This is a genomic window from Chromobacterium sp. ATCC 53434 (genome assembly GCF_002848345.1).
Taxonomy (GTDB): domain Bacteria; phylum Pseudomonadota; class Gammaproteobacteria; order Burkholderiales; family Chromobacteriaceae; genus Chromobacterium.
The window spans coordinates 2,970,437-2,992,675 of the sequence record NZ_CP025429.1; the positions used below are offsets into that span (position 1 = coordinate 2,970,437).

At 64.7% G+C, this 22,239-nt stretch carries 24 protein-coding genes; 11 read left to right on the forward strand and 13 right to left on the reverse strand.

What is annotated here, in order from left to right:
• Positions 1–4 precede the first annotated feature (4 nt).
• The 3 genes from CXB49_RS13340 to CXB49_RS13350 all read right to left on the reverse strand — a co-directional run bounded on the left by CXB49_RS13340 (position 5) and on the right by CXB49_RS13350 (position 2,823).
• Positions 5–1,327: an FAD-binding oxidoreductase gene (locus CXB49_RS13340; RefSeq protein ID WP_199406686.1), complete on the reverse strand. Its 1,323-nt coding sequence runs from the start codon at positions 1,325–1,327 to the stop codon at positions 5–7.
• 131 nt (positions 1,328–1,458) lie between these two features.
• Positions 1,459–2,133 carry a fumarylacetoacetate hydrolase family protein gene (locus CXB49_RS13345; RefSeq protein ID WP_101708859.1) on the reverse strand — a complete coding sequence of 225 codons (675 nt, stop codon included), beginning with the start codon at positions 2,131–2,133 and terminating at the stop codon, positions 1,459–1,461.
• A gap of 45 nt (positions 2,134–2,178) precedes the next feature.
• Positions 2,179–2,823, reverse strand: coding sequence for a 2OG-Fe dioxygenase family protein (locus CXB49_RS13350; protein WP_158300847.1), 645 nt, complete (start codon positions 2,821–2,823; stop codon positions 2,179–2,181).
• Positions 2,824–3,167: 344 nt separating this feature from the next.
• Here CXB49_RS13350 and CXB49_RS13355 point away from each other — a divergent pair, with 344 nt between their 5' ends.
• The 3 genes from CXB49_RS13355 (at position 3,168) to CXB49_RS13365 (ending at position 5,261) form a co-directional block, all read left to right on the forward strand.
• A complete protein-coding gene (locus tag CXB49_RS13355; RefSeq protein WP_101708861.1) occupies positions 3,168–4,202 on the forward strand; it encodes a quinone-dependent dihydroorotate dehydrogenase in 1,035 nt (344 codons plus the stop codon).
• Between the two features lie 21 nt (positions 4,203–4,223).
• A complete protein-coding gene (locus tag CXB49_RS13360) occupies positions 4,224–4,685 on the forward strand; it encodes a glycine zipper 2TM domain-containing protein (RefSeq protein ID WP_101708862.1) in 462 nt (153 codons plus the stop codon).
• 123 nt (positions 4,686–4,808) lie between these two features.
• A complete protein-coding gene (locus tag CXB49_RS13365; RefSeq protein ID WP_101708863.1) occupies positions 4,809–5,261 on the forward strand; it encodes a MarR family winged helix-turn-helix transcriptional regulator in 453 nt (150 codons plus the stop codon).
• Positions 5,262–5,291: 30 nt separating this feature from the next.
• Here the strand turns inward: CXB49_RS13365 and CXB49_RS13370 are convergent, their stop codons facing one another.
• From CXB49_RS13370 to fur, 3 genes are read right to left on the reverse strand one after another with little or no spacing between them, the layout of a single operon-like run.
• The gene (locus CXB49_RS13370) at positions 5,292–6,038 is read right to left on the reverse strand and encodes an arginyltransferase (protein ID WP_101708864.1); all 747 of its coding nucleotides are present in this window, start codon (positions 6,036–6,038) and stop codon (positions 5,292–5,294) included.
• Entirely contained in the window at positions 6,025–6,675 is a 651-nt protein-coding gene (aat, locus tag CXB49_RS13375; protein ID WP_233492804.1) for a leucyl/phenylalanyl-tRNA--protein transferase, read from the reverse strand. The genes CXB49_RS13370 and aat overlap by 14 nt, the downstream gene beginning before the upstream one ends.
• 47 nt (positions 6,676–6,722) lie before the next feature.
• A complete protein-coding gene (gene fur / locus CXB49_RS13380) occupies positions 6,723–7,154 on the reverse strand; it encodes a ferric iron uptake transcriptional regulator (RefSeq protein ID WP_101708866.1) in 432 nt (143 codons plus the stop codon).
• Between the two features lie 96 nt (positions 7,155–7,250).
• Here fur and CXB49_RS13385 point away from each other — a divergent pair, with 96 nt between their 5' ends.
• The 5 genes from CXB49_RS13385 (at position 7,251) to CXB49_RS13405 (ending at position 10,771) form a co-directional block, all read left to right on the forward strand.
• A complete protein-coding gene (locus CXB49_RS13385) occupies positions 7,251–7,634 on the forward strand; it encodes an outer membrane protein assembly factor BamE (protein WP_101708867.1) in 384 nt (127 codons plus the stop codon).
• Entirely contained in the window at positions 7,631–8,437 is an 807-nt protein-coding gene (dapB, locus tag CXB49_RS13390) for a 4-hydroxy-tetrahydrodipicolinate reductase (protein WP_101708868.1), read from the forward strand. The genes CXB49_RS13385 and dapB overlap by 4 nt, the downstream gene beginning before the upstream one ends.
• A 39-nt stretch (positions 8,438–8,476) precedes the next feature.
• Positions 8,477–9,442, forward strand: a complete 966-nt coding sequence (locus tag CXB49_RS13395; RefSeq protein ID WP_101708869.1) for an iron ABC transporter permease — start codon at positions 8,477–8,479, stop codon at positions 9,440–9,442.
• Positions 9,435–10,235, forward strand: coding sequence for an ATP-binding cassette domain-containing protein (locus tag CXB49_RS13400; protein WP_101708870.1), 801 nt, complete (start codon positions 9,435–9,437; stop codon positions 10,233–10,235). The genes CXB49_RS13395 and CXB49_RS13400 overlap by 8 nt, the downstream gene beginning before the upstream one ends.
• A 68-nt stretch (positions 10,236–10,303) precedes the next feature.
• Complete coding sequence (locus tag CXB49_RS13405; RefSeq protein WP_101708871.1) at positions 10,304–10,771, forward strand: hypothetical protein; 468 nt, start codon at positions 10,304–10,306, stop codon at positions 10,769–10,771.
• A 63-nt stretch (positions 10,772–10,834) separates the two neighbouring features.
• Here the strand turns inward: CXB49_RS13405 and CXB49_RS13410 are convergent, their stop codons facing one another.
• The 6 genes from CXB49_RS13410 to CXB49_RS13435 all read right to left on the reverse strand — a co-directional run bounded on the left by CXB49_RS13410 (position 10,835) and on the right by CXB49_RS13435 (position 17,435).
• A complete protein-coding gene (locus CXB49_RS13410; protein WP_101708872.1) occupies positions 10,835–12,376 on the reverse strand; it encodes a SpoVR family protein in 1,542 nt (513 codons plus the stop codon).
• Complete coding sequence (locus CXB49_RS13415; RefSeq protein WP_101708873.1) at positions 12,373–13,653, reverse strand: YeaH/YhbH family protein; 1,281 nt, start codon at positions 13,651–13,653, stop codon at positions 12,373–12,375. The genes CXB49_RS13410 and CXB49_RS13415 overlap by 4 nt, the downstream gene beginning before the upstream one ends.
• 141 nt (positions 13,654–13,794) lie before the next feature.
• Positions 13,795–15,723, reverse strand: coding sequence for a PrkA family serine protein kinase (locus CXB49_RS13420; RefSeq protein ID WP_101708874.1), 1,929 nt, complete (start codon positions 15,721–15,723; stop codon positions 13,795–13,797).
• Positions 15,724–16,029: 306 nt separating this feature from the next.
• Entirely contained in the window at positions 16,030–16,347 is a 318-nt protein-coding gene (locus CXB49_RS13425) for a PilZ domain-containing protein (RefSeq protein WP_101708875.1), read from the reverse strand.
• Positions 16,334–16,891 (reverse strand): NUDIX domain-containing protein, encoded by a 558-nt coding sequence (locus tag CXB49_RS13430; protein WP_101708876.1) that lies wholly within the window; start codon positions 16,889–16,891, stop codon positions 16,334–16,336. The genes CXB49_RS13425 and CXB49_RS13430 overlap by 14 nt, the downstream gene beginning before the upstream one ends.
• A complete protein-coding gene (locus CXB49_RS13435; RefSeq protein WP_158300848.1) occupies positions 16,878–17,435 on the reverse strand; it encodes a DUF2062 domain-containing protein in 558 nt (185 codons plus the stop codon). Before CXB49_RS13435 ends, CXB49_RS13430 begins: the two co-directional genes overlap by 14 nt.
• A 191-nt stretch (positions 17,436–17,626) precedes the next feature.
• On the opposite strand from CXB49_RS13435, the gene CXB49_RS13440 reads away from it, so the two are divergent.
• The 3 genes from CXB49_RS13440 to CXB49_RS13450 all read left to right on the forward strand — a co-directional run bounded on the left by CXB49_RS13440 (position 17,627) and on the right by CXB49_RS13450 (position 20,813).
• Positions 17,627–19,411, forward strand: coding sequence for an acyl-CoA dehydrogenase C-terminal domain-containing protein (locus tag CXB49_RS13440; protein WP_101708878.1), 1,785 nt, complete (start codon positions 17,627–17,629; stop codon positions 19,409–19,411).
• A gap of 201 nt (positions 19,412–19,612) precedes the next feature.
• Complete coding sequence (locus tag CXB49_RS13445; RefSeq protein WP_101708879.1) at positions 19,613–20,272, forward strand: DUF5610 domain-containing protein; 660 nt, start codon at positions 19,613–19,615, stop codon at positions 20,270–20,272.
• 25 nt (positions 20,273–20,297) lie between these two features.
• The gene (locus tag CXB49_RS13450) at positions 20,298–20,813 is read left to right on the forward strand and encodes a DUF5610 domain-containing protein (RefSeq protein ID WP_101708880.1); all 516 of its coding nucleotides are present in this window, start codon (positions 20,298–20,300) and stop codon (positions 20,811–20,813) included.
• A gap of 36 nt (positions 20,814–20,849) precedes the next feature.
• On the opposite strand, the gene CXB49_RS13455 is transcribed toward CXB49_RS13450, so the two are convergent.
• Positions 20,850–22,007, reverse strand: coding sequence for an iron-containing alcohol dehydrogenase (locus CXB49_RS13455; RefSeq protein WP_101708881.1), 1,158 nt, complete (start codon positions 22,005–22,007; stop codon positions 20,850–20,852).
• Between the last annotated feature and the right edge of the window lie 232 nt (positions 22,008–22,239).

A 22,239-nucleotide genomic window follows, 5' to 3' on the forward strand; every position in this document is an offset into this window, starting at 1 on the left:
TCGATCAGAACGCCTCGTCACCATCGGTATCAAATGGCCGTTGCCCGACAATTTTCCCCGGATTGAACAAGCCTTCCGGATCCAGGCTGCTTTTGATGACGGACATCAGATTCAGCTCAACGGCGGAACGATAACGCGCCAAGTCGTCCACCTTGGTCTGCCCAATGCCATGCTCCGCGCTGAAACTGCCTTGTCTCTCGGCCACATGGTCATATATCAGCCGCTCGATTTCCGGCTGCCAGGCTTGCAATGTGTCGGCAGCGACGCCCGGGGCCGCATTCAAGTTGTAATGCAGGTTCCCATCGCCCATATGACCGAAATTCACGATTCGCAGCCCGGGGAATCGCGAGCGCAGCGTCGCATCCATCTGTTCGACGAATTCAGGGATATCGGCAATCGGCAGCGAAATATCATGCTTGAGATGCGGTCCCGCCCTCAGCTGCGCCTCGGTGATGGACTCGCGCCAGAACCACAGCGCGGCGGCCTGCGCATCCGACTTGGCGACCACCGCGTCCACCACCCCGCACGCCCCCCAGACCCGTTCCAGGCATTGCTCGAACGCGTCCGCGCGACAAGGCCCGGTCCAGCCGGCCTCAACAAGCACATAGGCCGGATGGCCGGGCTCCAGCGGAAAGGACTTGTCGGGAAATTGCTCGCCAACCAGCCGGACGCTCTCCGCGCTGATCAGCTCGAACGCCGTCAGCGGCACATCCTCCCGCGTCTGCAAGGCCTTCAGCAGGCTCAAAGCCGCCTCGCAGGAAGGCAGGGCCAGCAATGCCGTATCCACCTGGCGCAACGGCGGAAACAGCTTCAGCGCCGCGGCGGTGATGATGCCCAGCGTGCCCTCGGAGCCGATGAACAGCTGCTTCAGGTCATAGCCGGCGTTGTCCTTGCGCAGCGAGCGCAGGCCATGCCAGATCTCTCCGGACGGCAGCACGACCTCCAGGCCGAGCACCAGATCGCGCATATTGCCGTAGCGCAGCACCGCGTTTCCGCCGGCATTCGTCGCGATGTTCCCGCCTATGGTGCACGACCCCTCCGCCCCCAGGCTGAGCGGAAACAGTCTGTCCGCGCCATCGGCCGCCTGCTGGACTTCCTGAAGCAAAACGCCGGCCTCGACGATCAGCGAGTCCGTCAACGGGTCTATCCGGCGAATCCGGTTCATGCGGCGCAATGAAAGAATCAGCTGCCTGTCGCGGCCATCGCCTGTCGGCACCGCGCCCCCGCACAAACCGGTGTTGCCGCCCTGGGCGACGATGGCGATGCGATGCCGGCCGCAATATCCGACCAGGCGGCTGACTTCCTCCACCGTCGCCGGCAGCGCCACGCCCAGGGCCCGGCCGAAACGGCGGCCTCGCCAGTCAAGCTCATAGCCCTGCCTGTCGTCGGCCTGGTCCAGGCAGTGGCAAATGGCCCGCACGCCCTCGAGCAGCGCGGCGTCGCTTTGAGGCCGCGCCATCAAGCGCCGCTCCCCGCTTCGCCGCCCACCTCGAACTCTGCCTGCAGCCTGTCCTCCAGCCGAAGCGACAGGCGGTCGCCCGGATACAGCTTGCCCACGCCTTCCGGCGTGCCGGTGAAAATCAGATCGCCGGGACTCAAGGTAAACCTCTCGCTCAGATAGACGATCAACTCGGCCAGATCGAACAGCATCAATTCGGTCCGGCCCGACTGGCGCAGCTGCCCATTGACGCTCAGGCTGAAGCGGCAACGATTCGGCTCGGGCAACGCCTCCGCGGCGATGAAGCGGGACAGGCAGGCCGCCTGATCGAAACCCTTGCTCAGCGTCCAGGGCAGTCCGCGCGCCTTGGCCTCGCTCTGGCGGTCCCTGGCGGTCAGATCTAGTCCCAGACCGTAGCCCGTCACATGGCTCAGCGCGTCCTCCCTGGCAATGCGCTTCCCGCCCCGGCCGATCAACACCACCAGCTCGGTCTCGTAATGCACATCGTCCGTCCATTCCGGCAGATGGATCGGCCGGCCTTCCAGACTCAGCGCGGAACCGGGCTTCAGAAACACGACGGGCTCGAGCTCCTCCCGGTTGCCAAGCTCCTTGACATGGGCGGCGTAGTTTCGCCCTATGCAGAAAATATTGGCCACGCTTATCGCCGTGCCGTCCAACATGTGAATCTTATTCATCCCGCTTCCTTGCAGCACAGGCCATTCATTCGAGCGATTCGCGAATCAATCGTTGAGGAAGTTGTAATCGATCACCAGCAGGTCCCGATAAGCGGGCTTGCCCGGATCGATGGCGTGGATCGGCGTCACGCCGTGCTTCAGCAGGTAGTCGGCGACGAACAGGCTGTCCAGCGGCTGCTCCAGCGTCAGTTCCGCCAGCTTCTCGCCGTCGTCGGCGTAGACGCTGGACACGCCGCCGCCGATGTTTTCCCGGCCGACGAGGTGCATGCTGATGAATTGGTGGCCGTCCCGATGTATGCCCTCCGGTGTCGGCAGGCCCACGGCGTCGCCACTGGCGCTGATGCGGAACTGATGCAGGGTGATGTCCCAGCAATCGTTGCGCACGCCGAAAGCGGCGCAGAAATGCTCGAGCGAATTGGCGATGATGTAGTGCAGCAGCTTGTTGTGATAGGTCAGGTCGTGCAGCGGCGCGAAATTGCGCTCAAAACCGCCCGCATAGCCGTTGATGCTCTTGCTTTGAAAGAACTGCGTGCTGCTCGTCGGATCGATATGGCCGTTGATGTCCCGATAGATGAAGCGGCCGATGCGCCGCTGGCGGAAGGTCGCGCCATCCTTCAGATACGGATCGTGGGGCAGATCGCTCCAGCTGCGCGCGAACGCTCCCCAGCACCGGGCGATCGACGCCGGCACCGGCCAGTCGCTTCCCGGCAGAAACTGGTAACCCTTTTCCCCGAGCTCTTGGACATCCAGCCCTAAGTTGAATATTTTTGACTTTAATGTGGAGTGGCTCATCACTAGGTTTCTATGAGTTCGGACTATCAAGGACAGGCTATGCTAGTACATCGGCATAGCTTTTTCATGCAACAAAGCAAGACCGTTTGCATATTTAATGCAGATGGCACCAGAATCGCGCAATTCGGATGAACTCGCCCCCACGATGCGGGCAAAAGCGCCGCCCGGCATCGAAGCCGCGCCGACACAGGCGACGATCCCCCGGCTATAATCGCGGACGGTCTGTCGTATGGAGTTTGCCCATGTTCTACCCCTTGTTGCGCCCACTGCTGTTCAAGTTCAACGCGGAAACCGCCCACGAACACACATTGAAAATGCTGGATCGCGCGCACCGGCTGCATCTGACTCCGCTGGCCGCCGGCCCCGCCGTCCGCCACCCGCTGCAGGTGATGGGCCTGAGCTTCCCCAATCCGGTCGGCCTGGCCGCCGGCCTGGACAAGAACGGCGCCCACATCGACGCGCTGGCGGCGCTGGGCTTCGGCTTCATCGAGATCGGCACCGTCACGCCGCTGCCGCAGGACGGCAATCCGAAGCCGCGGCTGTTCCGCCTGCCCGAGCACGAGGCCATCATCAACCGGATGGGCTTCAACAACCGAGGCGTGAAGACGCTGCTGGAAAACGTGGCCCGCAGCCGCTTCGACGGCGTGCTGGGCATCAATATCGGCAAGAACGCGATCACCCCGCTTGACCGGGCCGTCGACGACTACCTGGCCTGCCTGAACCAGGTCTACGCCGCCGCCAGCTACGTCGCCGTCAACATCTCCTCGCCCAACACCAAGAATCTGCGCCAGCTTCAGCAGGGCGACGAGCTGGGCCGGCTGCTGGCCGCGCTGAAACAGCGCCAGCAGGCGCTGGCCGACCTGCACGGCCGCTATGTGCCGCTGACGGTGAAGATCGCGCCCGACCTGGACGACGAGCAGATCGCCGAAATCGCCAGGCTGCTGACCGAACACGCCATCGACGGCGTCATCGCCACCAACACCACGCTGTCGCGCCACGAAATCGCCGGCCACCCGCTGGCCGACGAGGCCGGCGGCCTGTCCGGCGCCCCGGTCCGCAGCCGCTCCACCGCGCTGATAGGCAAGCTGGCCAAGGAACTTGACGGGGCGCTGCCTGTCATAGGGGTTGGCGGCATCCTTTCCGGTCACGACGCCATCGAAAAACTGAATGCCGGTGCCAGCCTGGTGCAGCTGTACAGCGGCCTGATCTATCGCGGGCCGGAGCTGGTCGGCGAATGCGCCCGGGCTGTGGCACAACACTTAAAAGCTCGCAACTAAGTCAAGAATGGAGCAGGAAAAATGATTTCTTCCACCATCCGCATCGCCGCAATCGGCCTGCTGAGCGTCGGCGTGCTCGCCGGTTGCTCGACCTCGGATTCCGCCGCCGTCTACTCCAAGGGACAGATGCGCCAGGCGCAGACCGTCAAGCTCGGCACCGTGCTGTCGGTGCAGAACGTCAAGATGGAAGGCCAGAACAATGAACTGCTGACGCTGGGCGGCGCCGCGCTGGGCGGACTGGCCGGCAGCAATATCGGCGGCGGCAAGGGCCAGATCGCCGGTGGCATCGTCGGCGCGCTGGCCGGCGGCTTCGGCACCCAGGCCGCGCAACGCGCGATGAGCAAGAACGCGCTGGAAATCACCGTCAAGCTCGATGGCGGCCGCACGGTCTCCATCGTGCAGGAAGCCGACATTCCCTTCGTCGTCAACCAGCGCGTCAAGGTGCTGAGCGGCGGCGGCAACGACCGCGTCGTACCGTACTAAAAGAAAGCGCCGATGATCTTTCGCCGACCATTGTCGACTTCCGAAAGATCGTGAATCGGCCCTGAATCCCTTCCGGGCGCGCCGCCTTGTCGCGGCGCCGCCACCGCCGAACGGGAGAAAGCCTTGTCAAGCCACCCGCTTTCCGTCTCCACCGACAGTTTCTGCCTGCGATTGCAGCGCGCCGCCCGCCTATGGCGCCAGGTGGCCGACGAGGAATTGAAGAAATACGGCCTGTCCGAAGCCACTACCACGCCGTTGTGGCTGATCGGCCGCCTGGGAGAAGGATTGCGCCAGTGCGCGCTGGCGGAACACCTCGGCATCGAGGGCCAGTCGCTGGTCAGGCTGATAGATCACCTGGAGCAGTCCGGGCTGGTGGTCCGCCGCGACGACCCGAGCGACCGGCGCGCCAAGATGCTGATGCTGACCGAGGCCGGCAAGACGATGGCGACCCGGGTCGACCAGGTGGTGCGCGACATACGCGACCAGCTGCTGCGCGATGTCGGCGCCGAGGAGCTGCGCGCCGCCGACACGGCGCTGGACGCGATCATCCGCGCCGCCGACAAGATCAGGGAATGAAACGCCCGCTGGACGCGGGACGGAACGCGGTCAGTCCGACTGCGGCGCCGGACCGTCGGGCAGGGTCTGCCATCGGCCGCCGTGCAGCATCTGCAGCGGCCGGTAGCCGGACTTGTAGGCCATCTTGCGGCAGTCCGCTATCCAGTAGCCCAGATAGACGTAGCCCAGGCCCATGCGCCGCGCCTGCTCCACCTGCCACAGCACGTTGTAGACCCCCAGGCTCATCTGCGCGTCCGCCGGATCGTAGAAGGTGTAGACCGCCGACAGGCCGTCGGCCAGCCTGTCCACCAGACTGACCATCTTCAATTCGCCGTCGAGGCGGAATTCGGCCAGATGGCTGTCCACGCCGCTTTTCAGGATGAACTCGGAATACTGCTGCGCGTCGTCGTCGGACATGCCGCCGCCGGCGTGCCGCGTCTGCTGGTACAAGCGGTACAGCGCGTAATGCTCGGCATCGAAGGCCAGCGGCAGCCAGCGCGCCTCCAGCGCCGCGCCGCGCCGCCACACCTTGCGCTGCGTGCGGCTGGGCTGGAACTGCTCCACCGGCAGGCGCACCGGAATGCAGGCCTGACAGGCGTCGCAATACGGACGATAGGTATAAAGGCCGCTGCGGCGGAAACCCAGCCTCACCAGCTGGCTGTATACGCCGCTGTCTATCGCCTCGGCAGGGATGGCCACCTGGGAGCGCGCCTGCCGCCCCGTCAGATAACTGCACGGATACGGCGCCGTGGCGTAGAAATGGATGGCGGCCGTCTGGCCGGCTTCACGGTGACTCATGGCGGTAATGATAATCCCACATCTGGCTGGGCTGAGGTTGCCGGATATTTTTCTTCAGAGTAGCAAGAAAAAGCTCGCGCGGCACCAGCCTGGCGCCAAGACTGGCCAGATGCGAGGTGTGCATCTGGCAATCGATCATCTCGACGCCCTGCTCCGCCAGATGGCGCACCATGTGGACGAAGGCCAGCTTGGAGGCGTCGCGGCGCAGCGAAAACATCGATTCGCCGTAGAACATCCGGCCAATGGCCACGCCGTACAAGCCGCCGACCAGCTCGCCGTCGACCCAGGTCTCGAAACTGTGCGCGTGGCCCTGCGCGTGCAGCCGGCAATAAGCGGCCACCATCTCCGGCACGATCCAGGTGCCCTCCTGGTCCGGCCGCGGCTCGGAGCAGGCGCGCATCACCTCGGCGAAGGCGCTGTCGACGCGGATCTGATAGTCGAAATTGCGCAGCGTCTTGGTCAGCGAGCGGCTGACCTTCAGCTCCGCGGGGTACAGCACCATCCGCGGTGCCGGCGACCACCACAATATCGGCTCGCCGGCGGAAAACCAGGGGAAGATGCCTTCCGAATAGGCGGCCAGGATGCGCCGCGGCGACAAATCGCCGCCGGCGGCCAGCAGGCCGTTGGGATGACTCAACGCCTGCGCCACCGGGGGGAAGACAGGCTCGGAACCGAGCCAGGGAATCATCCGCGTCGGCCGCTCTTGCCCAGGCAGTCCGAACACTCGCCGTACATGTACAAGGCGTGTTCGGTGATGCGGAAGCCGTGCTGCTCGGCGATGCGGTCCTGCAACGCCTCGATCTCGGCGTCGAAGAACTCCACCACCTTGCCGCAGCTGACGCACACCATGTGGTCGTGGTGGCCGCCCTGGTTCAGCTCGTACACCGCCTTGCCGGTCTCGAAATGGTGGCGCACCAGAATGCCGGCCTGTTCGAACTGGGTCAGCACGCGATAGATGGTGGCGAGCCCGATATCGATGTTCTCGGCAAGCAGCTTGCGGTAAACGTCCTCCGCCGACATGTGGCCGGAGTCGGCCTCCTCGAAAAGATCGAGGATTTTCAGGCGGGGACCGGTGGCTTTCAGGCCGATATCTTTGAGGTGACTGGCTTTGCTCATCGTGATATAAAGTGTGTCGATTTTCGAATCATGATAAAGCCTTTTGACGGCTTTGCCTAATTACAGCCTCATAAACACTGAGTCAATCGGAGTATCATGCGCGCCCTGATTTTCGCCGCCGTCATCGCCGTCTCCGGCTGCAGTTCCTACAACCCGCTGGACTGGAGCCACAAGGTGGAAGTCCAACAGGGTAATTACGTCACCCAGGACACCGTCGCCAAGCTGAAACCGGGCATGACCCGCGCCCAGGTACGCTTCCTGCTGGGCACCCCGCTGTTGACCGACGCCTTCCATGCCGACCGCTGGGACTACAAGTATAGCGATATCAAGCAAGGAAAGTCCGATCCTGCCAGCAACAAGCTGCTGACCGTCTACTTCAGCGGCGACACGCTGGACCGCGTCGAAGGCAACGCCCAGCCGGCGCCCGCGCCGAAGCAGCTAGACGCCTCCGCGCCGGCCCAGGAAACCAAGAAGCCATGAAGCCGCAGAATATCGTCATCGTGGGCGCCTCCGGCCGCATGGGCCGCGTGCTGATCGAATCGGTGCTGAATGCGCCGGGCGTCCGCCTGCATGCCGCGATCGACCACGCCGACTCCGGCTTCATCGGCCAGGACGCCGGCCTGTTCTGCGGCCGCAGCAGCGGCGTCGCCATCGCCACCGACTTCATCTCGGCGCTGGACGGCGCCGACGTCGTCATCGACTTCACCCGCCCCGAAGGCACGCTGGAACACATGCTGGCCTGCGTCGAGCGCAAGGTGAAGATGGTGATCGGCACCACCGGTTTCGACGACGCCGGCAAGGCGGCCATCGCCGCCGCCGCCGGACAGATCGGCATCGTGTTCGCCTCCAACTTCAGCGTAGGCGTCAACCTGACCTTCAAGCTGCTGGACATCGCCGCCCGCGTGCTGAACGAGGACTACGACATCGAGATCGTCGAGGCCCACCACCGCTTCAAGGTCGACGCGCCGTCCGGCACCGCGCTGCGCATGGGCGAGGTGATCGCCGACGCGCTCGGCCGCGACCTGAAGCAATGCGCCGTCTACGGCCGCGAAGGCGTAACCGGCGAACGCGACCCCAAGACCATAGGCTTCGCCACCGTGCGCGGCGGCGACGTCGTCGGCGACCACACCGCGCTGTTCGCCACGCTCGGCGAACGGGTGGAAATCAGCCACAAGGCCTCCAGCCGCGCCACCTTCGCCAACGGCGCGGTGCGCGCCGCGCGCTGGCTGTCCGACCAACCGCACGGCCTGTTCGACATGCAGGATGTGCTCGGTCTGCACTGATCCCGCCGGAGGAGCCCGCCCGGCTCCGCCGCCGCCGCCATGCGCGCGCTCACGCTGATTCCCGTCCTGCTGTTGCTGCTCGGCGCCACCGCCGTCGCCTCGCTGTCGCATCATAGCGGCCTGCAGGCCGTCAGCCTGCTGCGCCTGGATCCTCAGCCGCCGCTGGAGTGGCGGCTGCTGCTGCAACTGCGCCTGCCCAGGCTGCTGGCCGCCGCCAGCGCCGGCGCCCTGCTGTCCAGCGCCGGCGCCGCGGTGCAGGCGCGCTTTCGCAACGCGCTGGCCGAACCGGGCCTGATAGGCATCAACAGCGGCGCGGCGCTGGCCGCCGCGCTGGCGCTGAGTCTGGGCGCCGGCCTGTACGGCGTCGCCGCCGCCGGCTTCTGCGGCGGCCTGGCCGCCTTGCTGCTGGTGAGGCTGCTCGGCAACGACGCCGACGGCAACCGGCTGATTCTCAGCGGCCTCGCGGTCAGCACCCTGCTCGGCAGCCTGCTGACGCTATTGATCACCACGCTGCCCGACGGCTCCTTGCGCGTGGTGACCTTCTGGTTGATGGGCAGCTTCGCCAGCGTCGAATGGCCGCAGGCGCTGATCCTGCTGCTGGCCTGCCCGCTGATCTGGCTGGCGCTGTTCCGCCAATGGCGCTTCCTCAACGCGCTGCAGCTCGGCGAAAGCACCGCCTTCCACCTCGGTTTCGACGTGCGCCGCCGCGAATGGCTGATCGTGCTGCTGGCGGCGCTGGCGGCCGGCCTGGTGGTATCCGGCTGCGGCATGATAGGTTTCGTCGGCCTGATGGCGCCGCATCTGGCGCGCCAGCTAGTGGGCAGCGACTCGCGCCGGCTGCTGGCCGTCGCGCCGCTGCTGGGCGCCTGGCTGACCGTGGTCGCCGACTGGCTGGCCGGCGGCCTGCTGGCGCCGGCGGAGCTGCCGGTCGGCGTGATCACCAGCCTGCTCGGCGCGCCATTCTTCCTGTGGCTGCTGCGCCGCCAGGAGCCAGGCCGTGCTTGAGGCCCGCGGACTCGGCCTCAGCCGCGGCGGCCGCCGCCTGCTGGACGGCATCGACCTGGAACTGCGGACCGGCGAACTACTGGCCGTGCTCGGCCCCAACGGCGCCGGCAAGAGCAGCCTGTTGCAGCTGCTGTCCGGCCTGTGGCGGCCGGACAGCGGCGAAATCCTGCTGGCCGGCGCGCCGCTGGCGCGGATGGACAGCCGGGAGCTGGCCGCCTGGCGCGCAGTGGTGGAGCAGCAACCGGTCACTCCGGCTGGCTGGACCGGCGAGGAACTGGTTGCCGCCGGCGCCTATCTGCACGCCTCGGCCGGCCCGGAACGGATACGCTCGGCCGTCCGCCGCGCGCTGGAACAGGTCGGCGCCGCCGGGCTCGCCCGCCGCCGGCTGACCGAGCTGTCCGGCGGCGAACGGCAGCGGCTGCAACTGGCGCGCGCGCTGTGCCAGCTGCTGCTGTCGGAGCGGCCGGAACGTTATCTGCTGCTGGACGAGCCGACGGCCGCGCTGGACTTCGCGATGGCCGACGCGTTGATGGCCGGGGCGCGGACGCTGGCCCGCGAACTGGGCATCGGCGTGCTGGCGGTGGTGCACGACCTCAATCTGGCGCTGCGCCACGCCGACCGGGTCCTGCTGATGAACGACGGCCGTTCGGCCGGCTGCGGCAGCAATGCGGAAATGATGCGGCGCGAACGGCTGGAGGCGGTGTACGGCGTGCGGCTGGCCGAGCTCGTCCATCCCGAGCAGCCGTGGCGCGCCTTCATCCCGCTGCCGAACGACGCGCCGCCAAGCCCCTGATCCATATTGCATTCGACCGGCAAACCTGCCATTCTGACCTCCTCGTCCCTGCGACCGGAAGCTCGAACATGCCGCTGCTTGCCGCCCTGCAATCCCTCCCCAGCCAATTCTGTGGCGAAGGCATCAACCACGAGGATCAGACCTTCACCGGCTGCCTGCACTGGCAGGCCCTGCCCGGCCAGCGCGCGCTGATGCTGCATTACACCGCCAGCGGCACCGACGGCGAGATCCTGCACCGCGAGGCGACGCTGCTGGGCTATCTGCCGGACGGCACGCTGTGCCTGTGGCCGGTGATGGACGAACTGCCCTTCGTGCTGGCGCATCCGGCGGTGCGCCAGGCCGAGGGCGGCCATGGCGTGCTGGAAGTCGTGTTCGCCAGCGCCCCTCGCAGCCTGAGCGAGCAGTTCCGCCAGGAAATCACGATACGGCTGGAAGCCAACGGCCAGCTGCTGTACTCGCAGGGCTGGGGCATGCCCGACAGCGCCTTCGAGGAACGCTCCCGCTGCACGCTGGCGCCGGTGGCCGGCACCGCCTGAACCGGCGGCGCCGGGGCATAAAAAAACAGGCGTTTCCGCCTGTTTTTCTTCGCCCGTACCGCGCTAGGCCGTTTCCGCGTCGCGCGCCGCCTGCGTCTCGTACAGCTGCTTGACCTCGCCGTCGCCGTCGACGCTCTCCAGCCGGACATCGAAGCCCCACAGCCGGCACACATGCTTCAGCACCTCCTGCGCGCTCTGATCCTCCAGCGGCCGGCGGTTGTGCATCGTGTGGCGCAGCGTCAGGCTGCGATCGCCGCGCATATTGACCGACCAGACCTGGATGTTCGGCTCCTTCGAGCCGAGATTGTATTGTTCGGCCAACTTGGCGCGGATGTCGCGGTAGCCTTCCTCGTCATGGATGCTGGACACTTCCAGCTTGTCGTCGTGGTCGTCGTCGCGAATGGAGAAAAAGCGGAAATCGCGGATCAGCTTCGGCGACAGATATTGGGAAATGAAGCTCTCGTCCTTGAAGTTGCGCATCGCGAACTCCAACGACTCGCGCCAGTCGCCGCCGGCCAGATCCGGGAACCAGGCGCGATCCTCGTCGGTCGGCTCCTGGCAGATGCGCTTGATGTCCTGATACATCGCGAAACCCAGCGCGTACGGATTGATGCCGCTGTACCAGCGCGCCGTCACCGGCGGCTGCGACACCACGTTGGTGTGGCTCTGCAGGAACTCCAGCATGTAGCCGTCGGTGATCAGGCCCTTGTCGTACAGGCGGTTCATGATGGTGTAGTGCCAGAACGTCGCCCAGCCCTCGTTCATCACCTGGGTCTGCCGCTGCGGATAGAAATACTGCGCCACCTTGCGCACGATGCGGACGATCTCGCGCTGCCACGGCTCCAGCAGCGGCGCCGACTTCTCGATGAAGTACAGCAGGTTTTCCTGCGGTTCGGCCGGAAAACGCGGCGCGGCCTTGCCGGAATCGTCCTTGTCCCGCTTCGGAATCGTCCGCCACAGGTCGTTGACCTGCATCTGCAGGTATTGTTCGCGCTCCTCCTGCCGGGCCTGCTCCTTGGCCAGCGACAGCTTCTGCGGCCGCTTGTAACGGTCGACGCCGTAATTCATCAGCGCGTGGCAGGAGTCCAGCAGTTCCTCGACCTCGTCTATGCCGTAGCGCTCCTCGCACTTCATGATGTAGCTCTTGGCGAACACCAGGTAGTCGATGATGGCCGAGGCGTCGGTCCACGAGCGGAACAGGTAATTGCCTTTGAAGAAGCTGTTGTGGCCGTAGGCGGCGTGGGCGATCACCAACGCCTGCATCATCATCGAGTTCTCTTCCATCAGATAGGCGATGCAGGGATTGGAATTGATGACGATCTCGTAGGCCAGCCCCATCTGGCCGCGCTTGTAGCTCTTCTCGGTGGAGACGAAGTGCTTGCCGTAGCTCCAGTGGTGATAGTTGACCGGCATGCCCACCGAGGCGTAGGCGTCCATCATCTGCTCGGCGGTGATGATCTCCAGCTGATTGGGGTAGACGTCGAGCTTGAACTCGTCGACCGCGATGGCGCGGATCGCCCTGTCGTATTCGCCGACCAGATCGAAGGTCCATTCGGACCCGGTGGAAATCGGCGCCGCGGCCTCCTCCTTGCGTGTCCGTTTCATGCCGTCACCCTCCCATTCGCCGGCTGGCGCTTGAACAGTTCGCGGAATACCGGGTAGATGTCGGAAGCCGAGCGTATCTTCTGCATCGCGAACTGCGAACACTGGGCCTTGACCTTCAGGTACTCGTACCACAGGTTCTGCGGCTCGCCCTCGGTGATCTCGATGTAGGCGAAATACTGGCAGTACGGCAGCAGATTGTCCTCGAGGATGCGGCCGCAGTTGGCCGAGTCGCTGTCCCAGTTGTCGCCGTCGGACGCCTGGGCGGCGTAGATGTTCCATTCGCTGCTGGCGTAGCGCTTCTTGATGACGTCGCTCATCAGGTTCAGCGCCGACGACACCACGGTGCCGCCGCTTTCGCGGGAATGGAAGAAGTCCTGCTCGTTGACCTCCACCGCGCTGGTATGGTGGCGGATGAACACCACCTCGATCTTCTCGTAATTGCGCTGCAGGAACATGTACAGCAGGATGAAGAAGCGCTTGGCCATGTCCTTCTTCTGCTCGTCCATCGAGCCGGACACGTCCATGATGCAGAACATCACCGCCTGGCTGGTCGGCTTCGGCTGCTTGACGCGATTGTTGTAGCGCAGGTCGAACGGGTCTATCCACGGAATGCTGGCGATGCGCTCGCGCAGCCCGTGTATGCGCTGCCGCTTCTCGCGGATTTCCAGCGCATTGTCCTCGTCCTCCTCCATCAGCGAGTCGAGTTCCTCCTCGGCGTCGTCCAGCGTCGCCATCGTCGGCGCCGCCATCGCCACCCGGCGCGCCAGCGCGCCGCGCAGCGAGCGCACGATATTGATGTTGGCCGGCGTGCCGTCGTTGGTGTAGCCGGCCCGGACCGTCTTCAATTCCTCGATGCCCATCAGCTGGGTCTTGATCAGATTGGGCAGCGCCAGGTCGTCGAAGAACACATTCATGAATTCCTCGCGCGACAGCTGGAACACGAAATCGTCCTCGCCCTCGCCGTCCTGGCTGGCCTTGCTGCCGCCGCCTCCGCCGCCGCCCTGCGGCCGCGGCATCCGGTCACCTTTGACGAACTCCTCGTTGCCCGGATGGATGTTCTCCCACACCCCGCCCTTGCCGTGATGGAAGGCGGGCTCGGAAATGTCCTTGACCGGTATCGATACCTTTTCCCCGCTTTCGATATCGGTAATGCTCCGTCCCTTGATCGCCTTGGAGACGGCTTCCTTGATTTGCGCCTTGAAACGGCGAAGAAAGCGCTCGCGATTGACCGCCGACTTGTTCTTGCCGTTGAGGCGTCTGTCTATGATGTGGGACATAGCCACCTCTCTGACGCGCCGTCCCGCCCGCCCCGCGAGGGCGACGCCGGATCCTGCGCGCGGTTGTGTCTCCTGTCGCCCGGCCGCGGCGGCCCGGCGCCTCCTGCCGGTCCGGCGACGCCGGACCGGCGCGGCCGGTTATTATGAGGACTTGCGCACCCGCAGATACCATTCGCACAGCAGGCGGACCTGCTTGGCGGTATAGCCCTTCTCCACCATGCGGTTGACGAAGTCCTCGTGCTTCTTGGCATCCTCGGCGCTGGCCTTGGCGTTGAAGGAAATCACCGGCAGCAGCTCCTCGGTGTTGGAGAACATCTTCTTCTCTATCACCGTGCGCAACTTCTCGTAGCTGGTCCAGGTAGGATTCTTGCCGCCGTTGTTGGCGCGGGCCCGCAGCACGAAATTGACGATCTCGTTGCGGAAATCCTTGGGATTGGAAATCCCGGCCGGTTTCTCTATCTTTTCCAATTCGGCGTTAAGCGAGGTGCGGTCGAAGATTTCGCCGGTATCCTGATCGCGGTATTCCTGATCCTGTATCCAGTAATCGGCGAAAGTGACATAACGGTCGAAAATGTTCTGACCATATTCGGAATAACTTTCCAGATAAGCGGTCTGAATTTCCTTGCCGATGAATTCAACGTATTTCGGCGCCAGATATTCCTTCAGGAAAGTCAGGTATTTCTGTTCCGTTTCGGCCGGGAATTGTTCGCGTTCGACCTGCTGCTCGATCACGTACAACAAATGAACCGGATTCGCCGCCACCTCGCTGTGGTCGAAGTTGAACACCTTGGACAGGATCTTGTAGGCGAAGCGCGTCGACAGCCCGCTCATGCCCTCGTCGACGCCGGCGTAGTCGCGGTACTCCTGCAGCGACTTGGCCTTCGGGTCGGTGTCCTTCAGGTTCTCGCCGTCATAGACCTGCATCTTGCTGTACAGGCTGGAATTTTCCGGCTCCTTCAGTCGCGACAGCACCGCGAACTGCCCCATCATCTTCAGCGTGCCCGGCGCGCACGGCGCCTTGCCCAGCGAGGAGTTGCGGATCAACTTGTCGTAGATCTTGATTTCCTCGTTGACGCGCAGGCAATACGGCACCTTGACGATGTAGATCCGGTCGAGGAAGGCCTCGTTGTTCTTGTTGTTGCGGAACTGCTTCCACTCGCTCTCGTTGGAGTGGGCCAGGATGATGCCTTCGAACGGGATCGCGCCGAAGCCCTCGGTGCCCTTGAAGTTGCCTTCCTGGGTGGCCGTCAGCAGCGGGTGCAGCACCTTGATCGGCGCCTTGAACATTTCGACGAATTCGAGCAGGCCCTGGTTGGCCAGGCACAGGCCGCCGGAGTAGCTGTAGGCGTCCGGATCGTCCTGCGCGTACTTCTCCAGTTTGCGGATGTCGACCTTGCCGACCAGCGAGCTGATGTCCTGGTTGTTCTCGTCGCCCGGCTCGGTCTTGGCCACCGCCACCTGGCGCAGCACCGACGGATGGCGCTTGACGACGCGGAACTGGCCGATGTCGCCGTTGAACTCATGCAGCCGCTTCACCGCCCACGGGCTGGGGATGCCTTTCAGGTAGCGGCGCGGTATCCCGTACTGCTCTTCCAGTATCGCGCCGTCTTCGTCGTAGTTGAACAGAGACAGCGGGGACTCGTTGACCGGGCTGCCCTTCAGGCAGTAGAACGGCACCAGTTCCATCAGCTCCTTCAGCTTCTCGGCGATCGACGACTTGCCGCCGCCGACCGGCCCCAGCAGATAGAGGATCTGCTTCTTCTCCTCCAGGCCCTGGGCGGCGTGGCGGAAATAGGCGACCACCTGCTCGATCACCTCCTCGGTGCCGTAGAAGTCGCGGAAAGCCGGATAGACCTTGATGACCTTGTTGGAGAAGATGCGCGACAGGCGCGAGTCATGGCGGGTATCCACCAGTTCCGGCTCGCCGATGGCCGCCAGCATCCGTTCGGCCGCGGTGGCGTAGGCGCCGGCATCCTTCTTGCACAGCTCCAGATACTCCTGGATCGTGTACTCTTCCTCGCGGGTCTTGTCGTATCGCACTGCGTAGTGACTGAAGATATCCGGGTGCATGACTCTCTCCTGGCTGGTAGCAGGGGCTTCGACGCAACGCACGGCGCATTTGCCGCGCCCCTCGCTGAATTAGAGTACTGACTTTGTCTCCGGTTCTTTTTCTGGGTATAGCATAGCAGCGTGAAATGGCCGGATAAAACCCGGCCCAACCGGAATCTGCCAGCACGACAAGCGATGAATCGGAAAAGTTGTTGAATCAACAGGGATTTTTAAATACAGATTTTTGTAACAATTGATGAAGCTTAGTAAATTCTTGTAATTCCGACAAAAATGATTGGAAATGAATTCTGTAAATACAAAGCCTTATCAGCTTTTCCGCAGCACAATGCGAACGCCGATTTCATAAATGAGTCCACGCTGCACTTCGTTGCAGCGCTTGACCTCCACTTCGGCCTCGAACGGCTTGCCCTGGGCGTTGCCGACGCCGGGCACCAGCACGATGACATTGAGCTTTTCGCCGTACTGCGGCACGAAGGCCGAACGCAGCGCCATGCCGTCTACCGACAGGTCGACGCATTCGCCATAGAAGGTCTGTCCACTCAACAGGGACTTGATCCGGGCCTTGCACCCCATGCTGACGCGCCGGCCACGCCGGCGGTCGTAATACGCGTCAAATCGGGACACCTCGCATCCTCCCGCCCAGGTGAGCCGCCAGCCAATGCAGGCCGACTATCGATTTACTGTCGCAGATCTCCCCGGTCAGCGCCATTGTCATCGCCCGCTCCAGCGGCACGGTCAGCACTTCCAGGAATTCCCCGTCGTCCAGCTTTCTCTCATTCAGGATAAGATCCTGTGCCAGATAGTAGCTGATTTTTTCGTTGGAGTAGCCGATGCAGGGATGGGCGGTGCCGAGATAGGTCCAGTTGTCGGAACGGTAGCCGGTTTCCTCGAACAACTCGCGCCGCGCCGTCGCTTCCGGCGCCTCGCCCGAATCGATCTTGCCGGCGGGGATTTCGACGAATTCGCGCCCGGCCGGATAACGGTACTGGCGCTCCAGCACCAGGCCGCCGTCCGCGGTCAGCGCCAGGATCGCGACCGCGCCGGGATGCAGGATGTACTCGCGCTGGGCCTCGCCGCCGTCCGGCAGCGCCACCCTGTCCTTGCGCACTTGCAGAAAACCGCCCTGGTAGACCAGGTCCGACGACAGCTGTTTTTCAAGCAGATCCACACTTTGCCTTTCTGTTGTTCCAGGCGCTGACCACGGCCCAGCGCCACAATAGCCGCGTGGCCAGATAGCCGGCCAGGCCCAGCGTCGCGCCCAGCGCCGGCATGCCGACCAGCAAGGGCCAGCCCAGTCCGATCAACCACTGCAGCGTCTGCGCCAGCCAGGCCGACAGCCCCATGCCGAACAGGCTGGGCGGCGCCGCCATCGCGACCGAGGCGCCGCCGCCGAGCAGCCACTGCCCGTAACGATAAGCCAGGTAGTACAGCGGCAGCACCGTCAGCGGATTGCTGTACAGCGACACCACCATCGCCGCCGGCAGATTGACGCGCAGCAGCAGGGCCAGCACCAGCGCGGTGGCCTTCTGGGTGAAGCCGGGCATCACGCCCGAATACAGGCCGACGGCGACGCCCATCGCCACTTTGCGGCGGTTGAACGACCAGCAGGCCGGCCTGTCCAGCCACGGCGCCAGCCAGCGCATGCCCGGCTGGGCGAACCAGTGCTGTCGCTGCTCGGCGAAACGCCGCATTTTCCTCTTGAACCAGCTCATTCGATGTTTATATGCCATCGCGTTGCCGTTAAGCCACACCGGAACCATCCCGGCGACGCGATTTTAGTTGTCAAAACTTCGGGAATAATTTAAACAAGCGTTTGAATTAACGCCCCACCCGAACAGGGGTCATCATAAAACGTATCGACCTGGCACGCACCAGGCGGCACCAAACCGAACGGAGAAACCGAATGCCTGCCTATCAAGCCCCGCTGCGCGACTTTGATTTCGTTCTCAACGAATTGATCAAGATACAGGACATCATCCCGATGTTGCCGGGTTATGAAGAAGCCACCCCGGACATTTTCCGCGCCTACCTGGAACAGGCGGCGCAATTCTGCGAATCGGAACTGGCGCCGCTGAACCGCCAGGGCGACGAGGAAGGCTGTCAGTACGACAGCGCCACCAAGGCGGTGACCACCCCGACCGGCTTCAAGGAAGCGTACCGGCAATACTGCGAGCTGGGCTTTCCGGCGCTGGACTGCGACCCGGCCTACGGCGGCCAGGGCCTGCCGAAGAGCCTGGCCTTCCCCATCATGGAAATGCAGTGCGCCGCCAATGTCGCCTGGTCGATGTACCCGGGATTGTCGCACGGCGCCTACGCCGCCATCCACGCCCACGGCACCGACGAGCAGAAGGCCGCCTACCTGCCCCGGCTGGTCGACGGCAGCTGGACCGGCACCATGTGCCTGACCGAGCCGCACTGCGGCACCGATCTCGGCCTGCTGAAAGCCCGCGCCGAGCCGAACACCGACGGCAGCTACCGCATCACCGGCACCAAGATCTTCATCTCGGCCGGCGAGCACGATCTGTCGGCCAATATCGTCCATCTGGTGCTGGCCCGCCTGCCGGGCGCGCCGAAGGACGTCAAGGGCATCTCGCTGTTCATCGTGCCCAAGTTCCTCGACGGCGGCGCGCGCAACACCGTGTCCTGCGGCAGCCTGGAACACAAGATGGGCATCAAGGCCAACGCCACCGCCGTCATCAATCTGGACAGCGCCCAGGGCTGGCTGATAGGCGAGCCGAACAAGGGCCTGGCCTGCATGTTCACGATGATGAACGCCGCCCGGCTGGGCTGCGGCATGCAGGGCCTGGGCCTGGGCGAGGCCTCGTTCCAGGGCGCGCTGGGCTATGCCCGCGAGCGGCTGCAGATGCGCTCGCTGAACGGCGCCAAACATCCGGAACAGCCGGCCGACCCCATCATCGTCCATCCGGACGTGCGCCGCATGCTGCTGACGCAGAAGGCCTATACCGAAGCCGGCCGCGCGCTGGCGGCGCTGCTGGCGCTGCAGCTGGACATCGAGGACAAGCACGAGGACGCCGCCGTCCGCGCCGACGCCGCCGATCTGGTGGCGCTGCTGACCCCGGTCGCCAAGGCCTTCCTGACTGACAACGGCTATACCGCCGCCAATCTGGGCATGCAGGTCTTCGGCGGCCACGGCTATATCCGCGAATGGGGCATGGAGCAGCTGGTGCGCGACGCCCGCATCTCGCAGATCTACGAAGGCACCAACGGCATCCAGGCGATAGACTTGCTGGGCCGCAAGGTGCTGCTGGACCAGGGCGCCAAGCTGCGCAAGTTCACCAAGCTGATCCACGCCTTCTGCCAGCAGCACGAGGGCCATGCCCTGCTGGGCGAATTCGTCGCCCCGCTGTCCAAGCTGCTGAAGGAAGTCGGCGAAATCACCATGGGCGTCGGCATGGCCAGCCTGCAGGACAAGGACGAAGCCGGCGCCGCCGCCAGCGACTACCTACGCCTGCTGGGCCACCTGACCTACGCCTGGCTGTGGGCGCGGATGGCGGCGGTGGCCCATGACAGCCTGGGCCGGGGCGAGGACGCGTTCTATCAGGCCAAGATCGCCACCGCGCGCTTCTACTACGCCAAGCTGCTGCCGGAGGCCGAGGCGCTGAAGGCCAGCATCAAGGCCGGCGCCAAGCCGCTGATGGCGCTGGACGACGAGCATTTCGCCTTCTGATCCTGCTAAAGTACGGTTGAACTCGGGCCGCATTCCTGCATGGAATGCGGCCTGTTGCGTTTTACCCAGCAAAACTACCTAGCGTTTGCGATCCGGCCGCAAGTTTTCCGTTCCGCTGCCGAAATCAAGTCATACTGACAGTAGTTCCCTCAACCCGATACAGTGCGCCAGATGGCAGCGACGCACCGACAGGAGTCCGTGATGTCGATTTCCTCCCTGAACAGCAACCAAGCCGGCCAGACGGGACAGACCGGCGCTTCGTCCCAGACTCAAACCGGCGCCTACAACGCCCAGACCGCCCGCAACCAGCTGAACGCCACGCTGGTGGAATCGCTGAGCGTGTCGATCAGCAGCGGCAAGCAGTCGCAATCGCTGCTGTTCCAGGCCTCGATCACCCACATCAATCAGATCCTGAACGCCGACTTCTCGAACCAGGACGGCTCGCAACAGGGCCAGAGCGGCACCTCCGTCCAGATCAGCAGCACCCAGCTGAGCATCACGGTGCAACAGCAGGACAGCCAGAGCGGCAGCGACGACGACACCTCGCCGCAGGCGACCTCGCAACGCATCCTGCAAGGCGCGCTGGGCATGTTCGGCCTGTATCAGCAACAGCATCCCGAGCAAAGCACCTCCGACCAGGCGCAGAACTTCATCAAGCTGATCCGCCAGGGCTTCGAGCAGGGTTATCAGGAAGCGACCGACGTGCTGAAGAAGCTGAACGTGTTCAACGGCGACGTCTCCGACGGCGTGCAGCAGACGCACGACCTGGTCGAGAAAGGCCTGGACGCCTTCCTGCAGCAATACCAGGGCAGCAGCACCCAGCAAGCCGCTTCCGGCGCCGCCCAGGACAGCGGCAGCTAGCAACTGAAACGGCGGAGCACTCGACATGGCCGCCATAGACGACATCATCATCCACGCCATCGGCGCGACGCAGCCTCGTCAGGGGGGCGACGGCGGCCTGCGCGACCTCGGCCATGCCGCCGACCGCGCGGGCCAGCTGCCGTTGCCGGACGACAACGCCGACATCCAGCTGAGCCACGGCCACCAGGCCGCCGAGCTGCTTTACAGCGCGACGATGGACCAGGTGGCCCGGCTGGCCGGCCTGGAACTGGACGCGGCGCTGCTGCAGGAAGGCGCGCTGCCGATGATCAGCCACAGCCAGCACCTGCTGCTGGGCGTCTCCGCGCTGTTCGAACGCTATTGCTCAGCCCATCCGCAAGAGGCGCAGTCCGACGCGCAGCGGGCCTTCGCGCCGCTGGCGCAGGCTGGCCTGGAGCACGGCTATCGCGAAACCTGCCAGGTGCTGCGCCAGCTGAAGGCTTACTCGCCGACCACCGCCGCCCAATTGCTGGGCCTGTTCATGCTGAGCGCACGGCTGCTGCGCGAACGGCTGTCGACTTAGAGCCTCCGACAAATTCACAATGGCGCCGCCTGGCCATCAGTCGTCGCAACAGGCCCGCACGATACGCTCCACCGCCGCGTCGTCCAGCATGCCGCCCTCTCCCAGCCGCAGCGGGCCGTCGCGGCGCAGCTGCGACATCAGCCTGTCCGACGCGCCGGCGCCGACCACGCCCTCGTCGGCCAACCGGACCGGCATGCCCAGGCCGCGGTACAGCGCGGTGATTCGTTCCACCACCTGTCCGGGCGCCAGGCCGGGCGCATCGAACACCCGCTCCCCCATCTGCCCTAGCTTGGCGGCCTTGCGCTCCGCCGTCTCGCGCAGCAGCGCCGGCTGGACGATGGACAGCGTGCGGCCGTGGTCTATGTTGTACAGCGCGGTCAGCCCCCGGCCGATGCGGTGGGTCGCCCAGTCGTGCGGCACGCCCAGCCCCAGCGTGCCGGACAGGGCCTGGTTGGCCGCCCACATCATGTTCTGCCGCCAGTCCAGGCTGCGCCGCTCGTCGAAACGCAAGGCCAGCCGATACAGCGCGCGCAGCACAGCCTCGGCGCTGCCGTCCTGCACCAGGGCGCCCACCGGATAGGTCAGATATTGTTCGCAGGCGTGGACGAAGGCGTCCACCACGCCGTTGGCCAGTTGCCGGTCCGGCAGCGTCGACAGGGTGTCGGGATCGAGGACGGCAAAGCGCGGCTGCAGCAGCGGCGAACGGAAGCTCAGCTTGTCCTCGCTGGACAAGCGGGAGATCACCGAGGTGCCGTTGCCCTCAGAGCCGGTGGCGGCCAGCGTCAGCACGGCGCCGACAGGCAGGGCGGCCACGACCGGCTGCCGGCCGCAGACCAACTCCCAGCCGTCGCCGCCGTGCAAGGCCGCCGCCGCCAGGTATTTGGCGCCGTCTATCACCGAGCCGCCGCCGACCGCCAGGATGAAGTCGCGCCCGGTGCCGCGCAATTGCGCCAGCGCCCGGGACAGCACTTCGACCGACGGATTGGGCTCCACGCCGCCGAACTCGTTCCAGTCGTGTCCGGCCAGCGCGCCGACCAGTTGCTCGTACACGCCGTTGCGCTTGATCGAACCGCCGCCGTACAGCAGCAGGATGCGGGCGCCGGCGGGCAGCAGATCGGCCAGACCACCAAGCGCGCCGGCGCCGAAGCGGATGCGGGTGGCCGGCTGGTAATCGAAACTCAGGACGGGAAACATAGTTTTTCCTGTAAATGGCGGAACGCCCGCCATGCCAAAAACATTCTAAGAGCCTGTTTACGATCTTTTTGCGGCATCGGCGGTTTTCTGCCGGATGCAGGGCGCGGAAAACGGCCCGCCGCAGTGTCGTTCACTGCCAGGGACGTTTGACAAAGCCATGCGCCGGCAGAACACCGCCCCGAAGGGCAGCCCAGCCCGCAGGCCATCTGCCGCGTTGTCAGGCTAGGCCTTG

Coding starts and splice junctions, on each gene's coding strand:
- dapB (WP_101708868.1), top strand. CDS start 7,631: ATGAAGCCGCAGAATATCGTCATCGTGGGCGCCTCCGGCCGCATGGGC.
- CXB49_RS13385 (WP_101708867.1), top strand. CDS start 7,251: ATGCGCGCCCTGATTTTCGCCGCCGTCATCGCCGTCTCCGGCTGCAGT.
- CXB49_RS13410 (WP_101708872.1), bottom strand. CDS start 12,376: ATGAAACGGACACGCAAGGAGGAGGCCGCGGCGCCGATTTCCACCGGG.
- CXB49_RS13455 (WP_101708881.1), bottom strand. CDS start 22,007: ATGTTTCCCGTCCTGAGTTTCGATTACCAGCCGGCCACCCGCATCCGC.
- fur (WP_101708866.1), bottom strand. CDS start 7,154: ATGAGCAAAGCCAGTCACCTCAAAGATATCGGCCTGAAAGCCACCGGT.
- CXB49_RS13405 (WP_101708871.1), top strand. CDS start 10,304: ATGCCGCTGCTTGCCGCCCTGCAATCCCTCCCCAGCCAATTCTGTGGC.
- CXB49_RS13420 (WP_101708874.1), bottom strand. CDS start 15,723: ATGCACCCGGATATCTTCAGTCACTACGCAGTGCGATACGACAAGACC.
- CXB49_RS13395 (WP_101708869.1), top strand. CDS start 8,477: ATGCGCGCGCTCACGCTGATTCCCGTCCTGCTGTTGCTGCTCGGCGCC.
- CXB49_RS13415 (WP_101708873.1), bottom strand. CDS start 13,653: ATGTCCCACATCATAGACAGACGCCTCAACGGCAAGAACAAGTCGGCG.
- CXB49_RS13450 (WP_101708880.1), top strand. CDS start 20,298: ATGGCCGCCATAGACGACATCATCATCCACGCCATCGGCGCGACGCAG.
- CXB49_RS13360 (WP_101708862.1), top strand. CDS start 4,224: ATGATTTCTTCCACCATCCGCATCGCCGCAATCGGCCTGCTGAGCGTC.
- CXB49_RS13355 (WP_101708861.1), top strand. CDS start 3,168: ATGTTCTACCCCTTGTTGCGCCCACTGCTGTTCAAGTTCAACGCGGAA.
- CXB49_RS13345 (WP_101708859.1), bottom strand. CDS start 2,133: ATGAATAAGATTCACATGTTGGACGGCACGGCGATAAGCGTGGCCAAT.
- CXB49_RS13440 (WP_101708878.1), top strand. CDS start 17,627: ATGCCTGCCTATCAAGCCCCGCTGCGCGACTTTGATTTCGTTCTCAAC.
- CXB49_RS13370 (WP_101708864.1), bottom strand. CDS start 6,038: ATGAGTCACCGTGAAGCCGGCCAGACGGCCGCCATCCATTTCTACGCC.
- CXB49_RS13445 (WP_101708879.1), top strand. CDS start 19,613: ATGTCGATTTCCTCCCTGAACAGCAACCAAGCCGGCCAGACGGGACAG.
- CXB49_RS13435 (WP_158300848.1), bottom strand. CDS start 17,435: ATGAGCTGGTTCAAGAGGAAAATGCGGCGTTTCGCCGAGCAGCGACAG.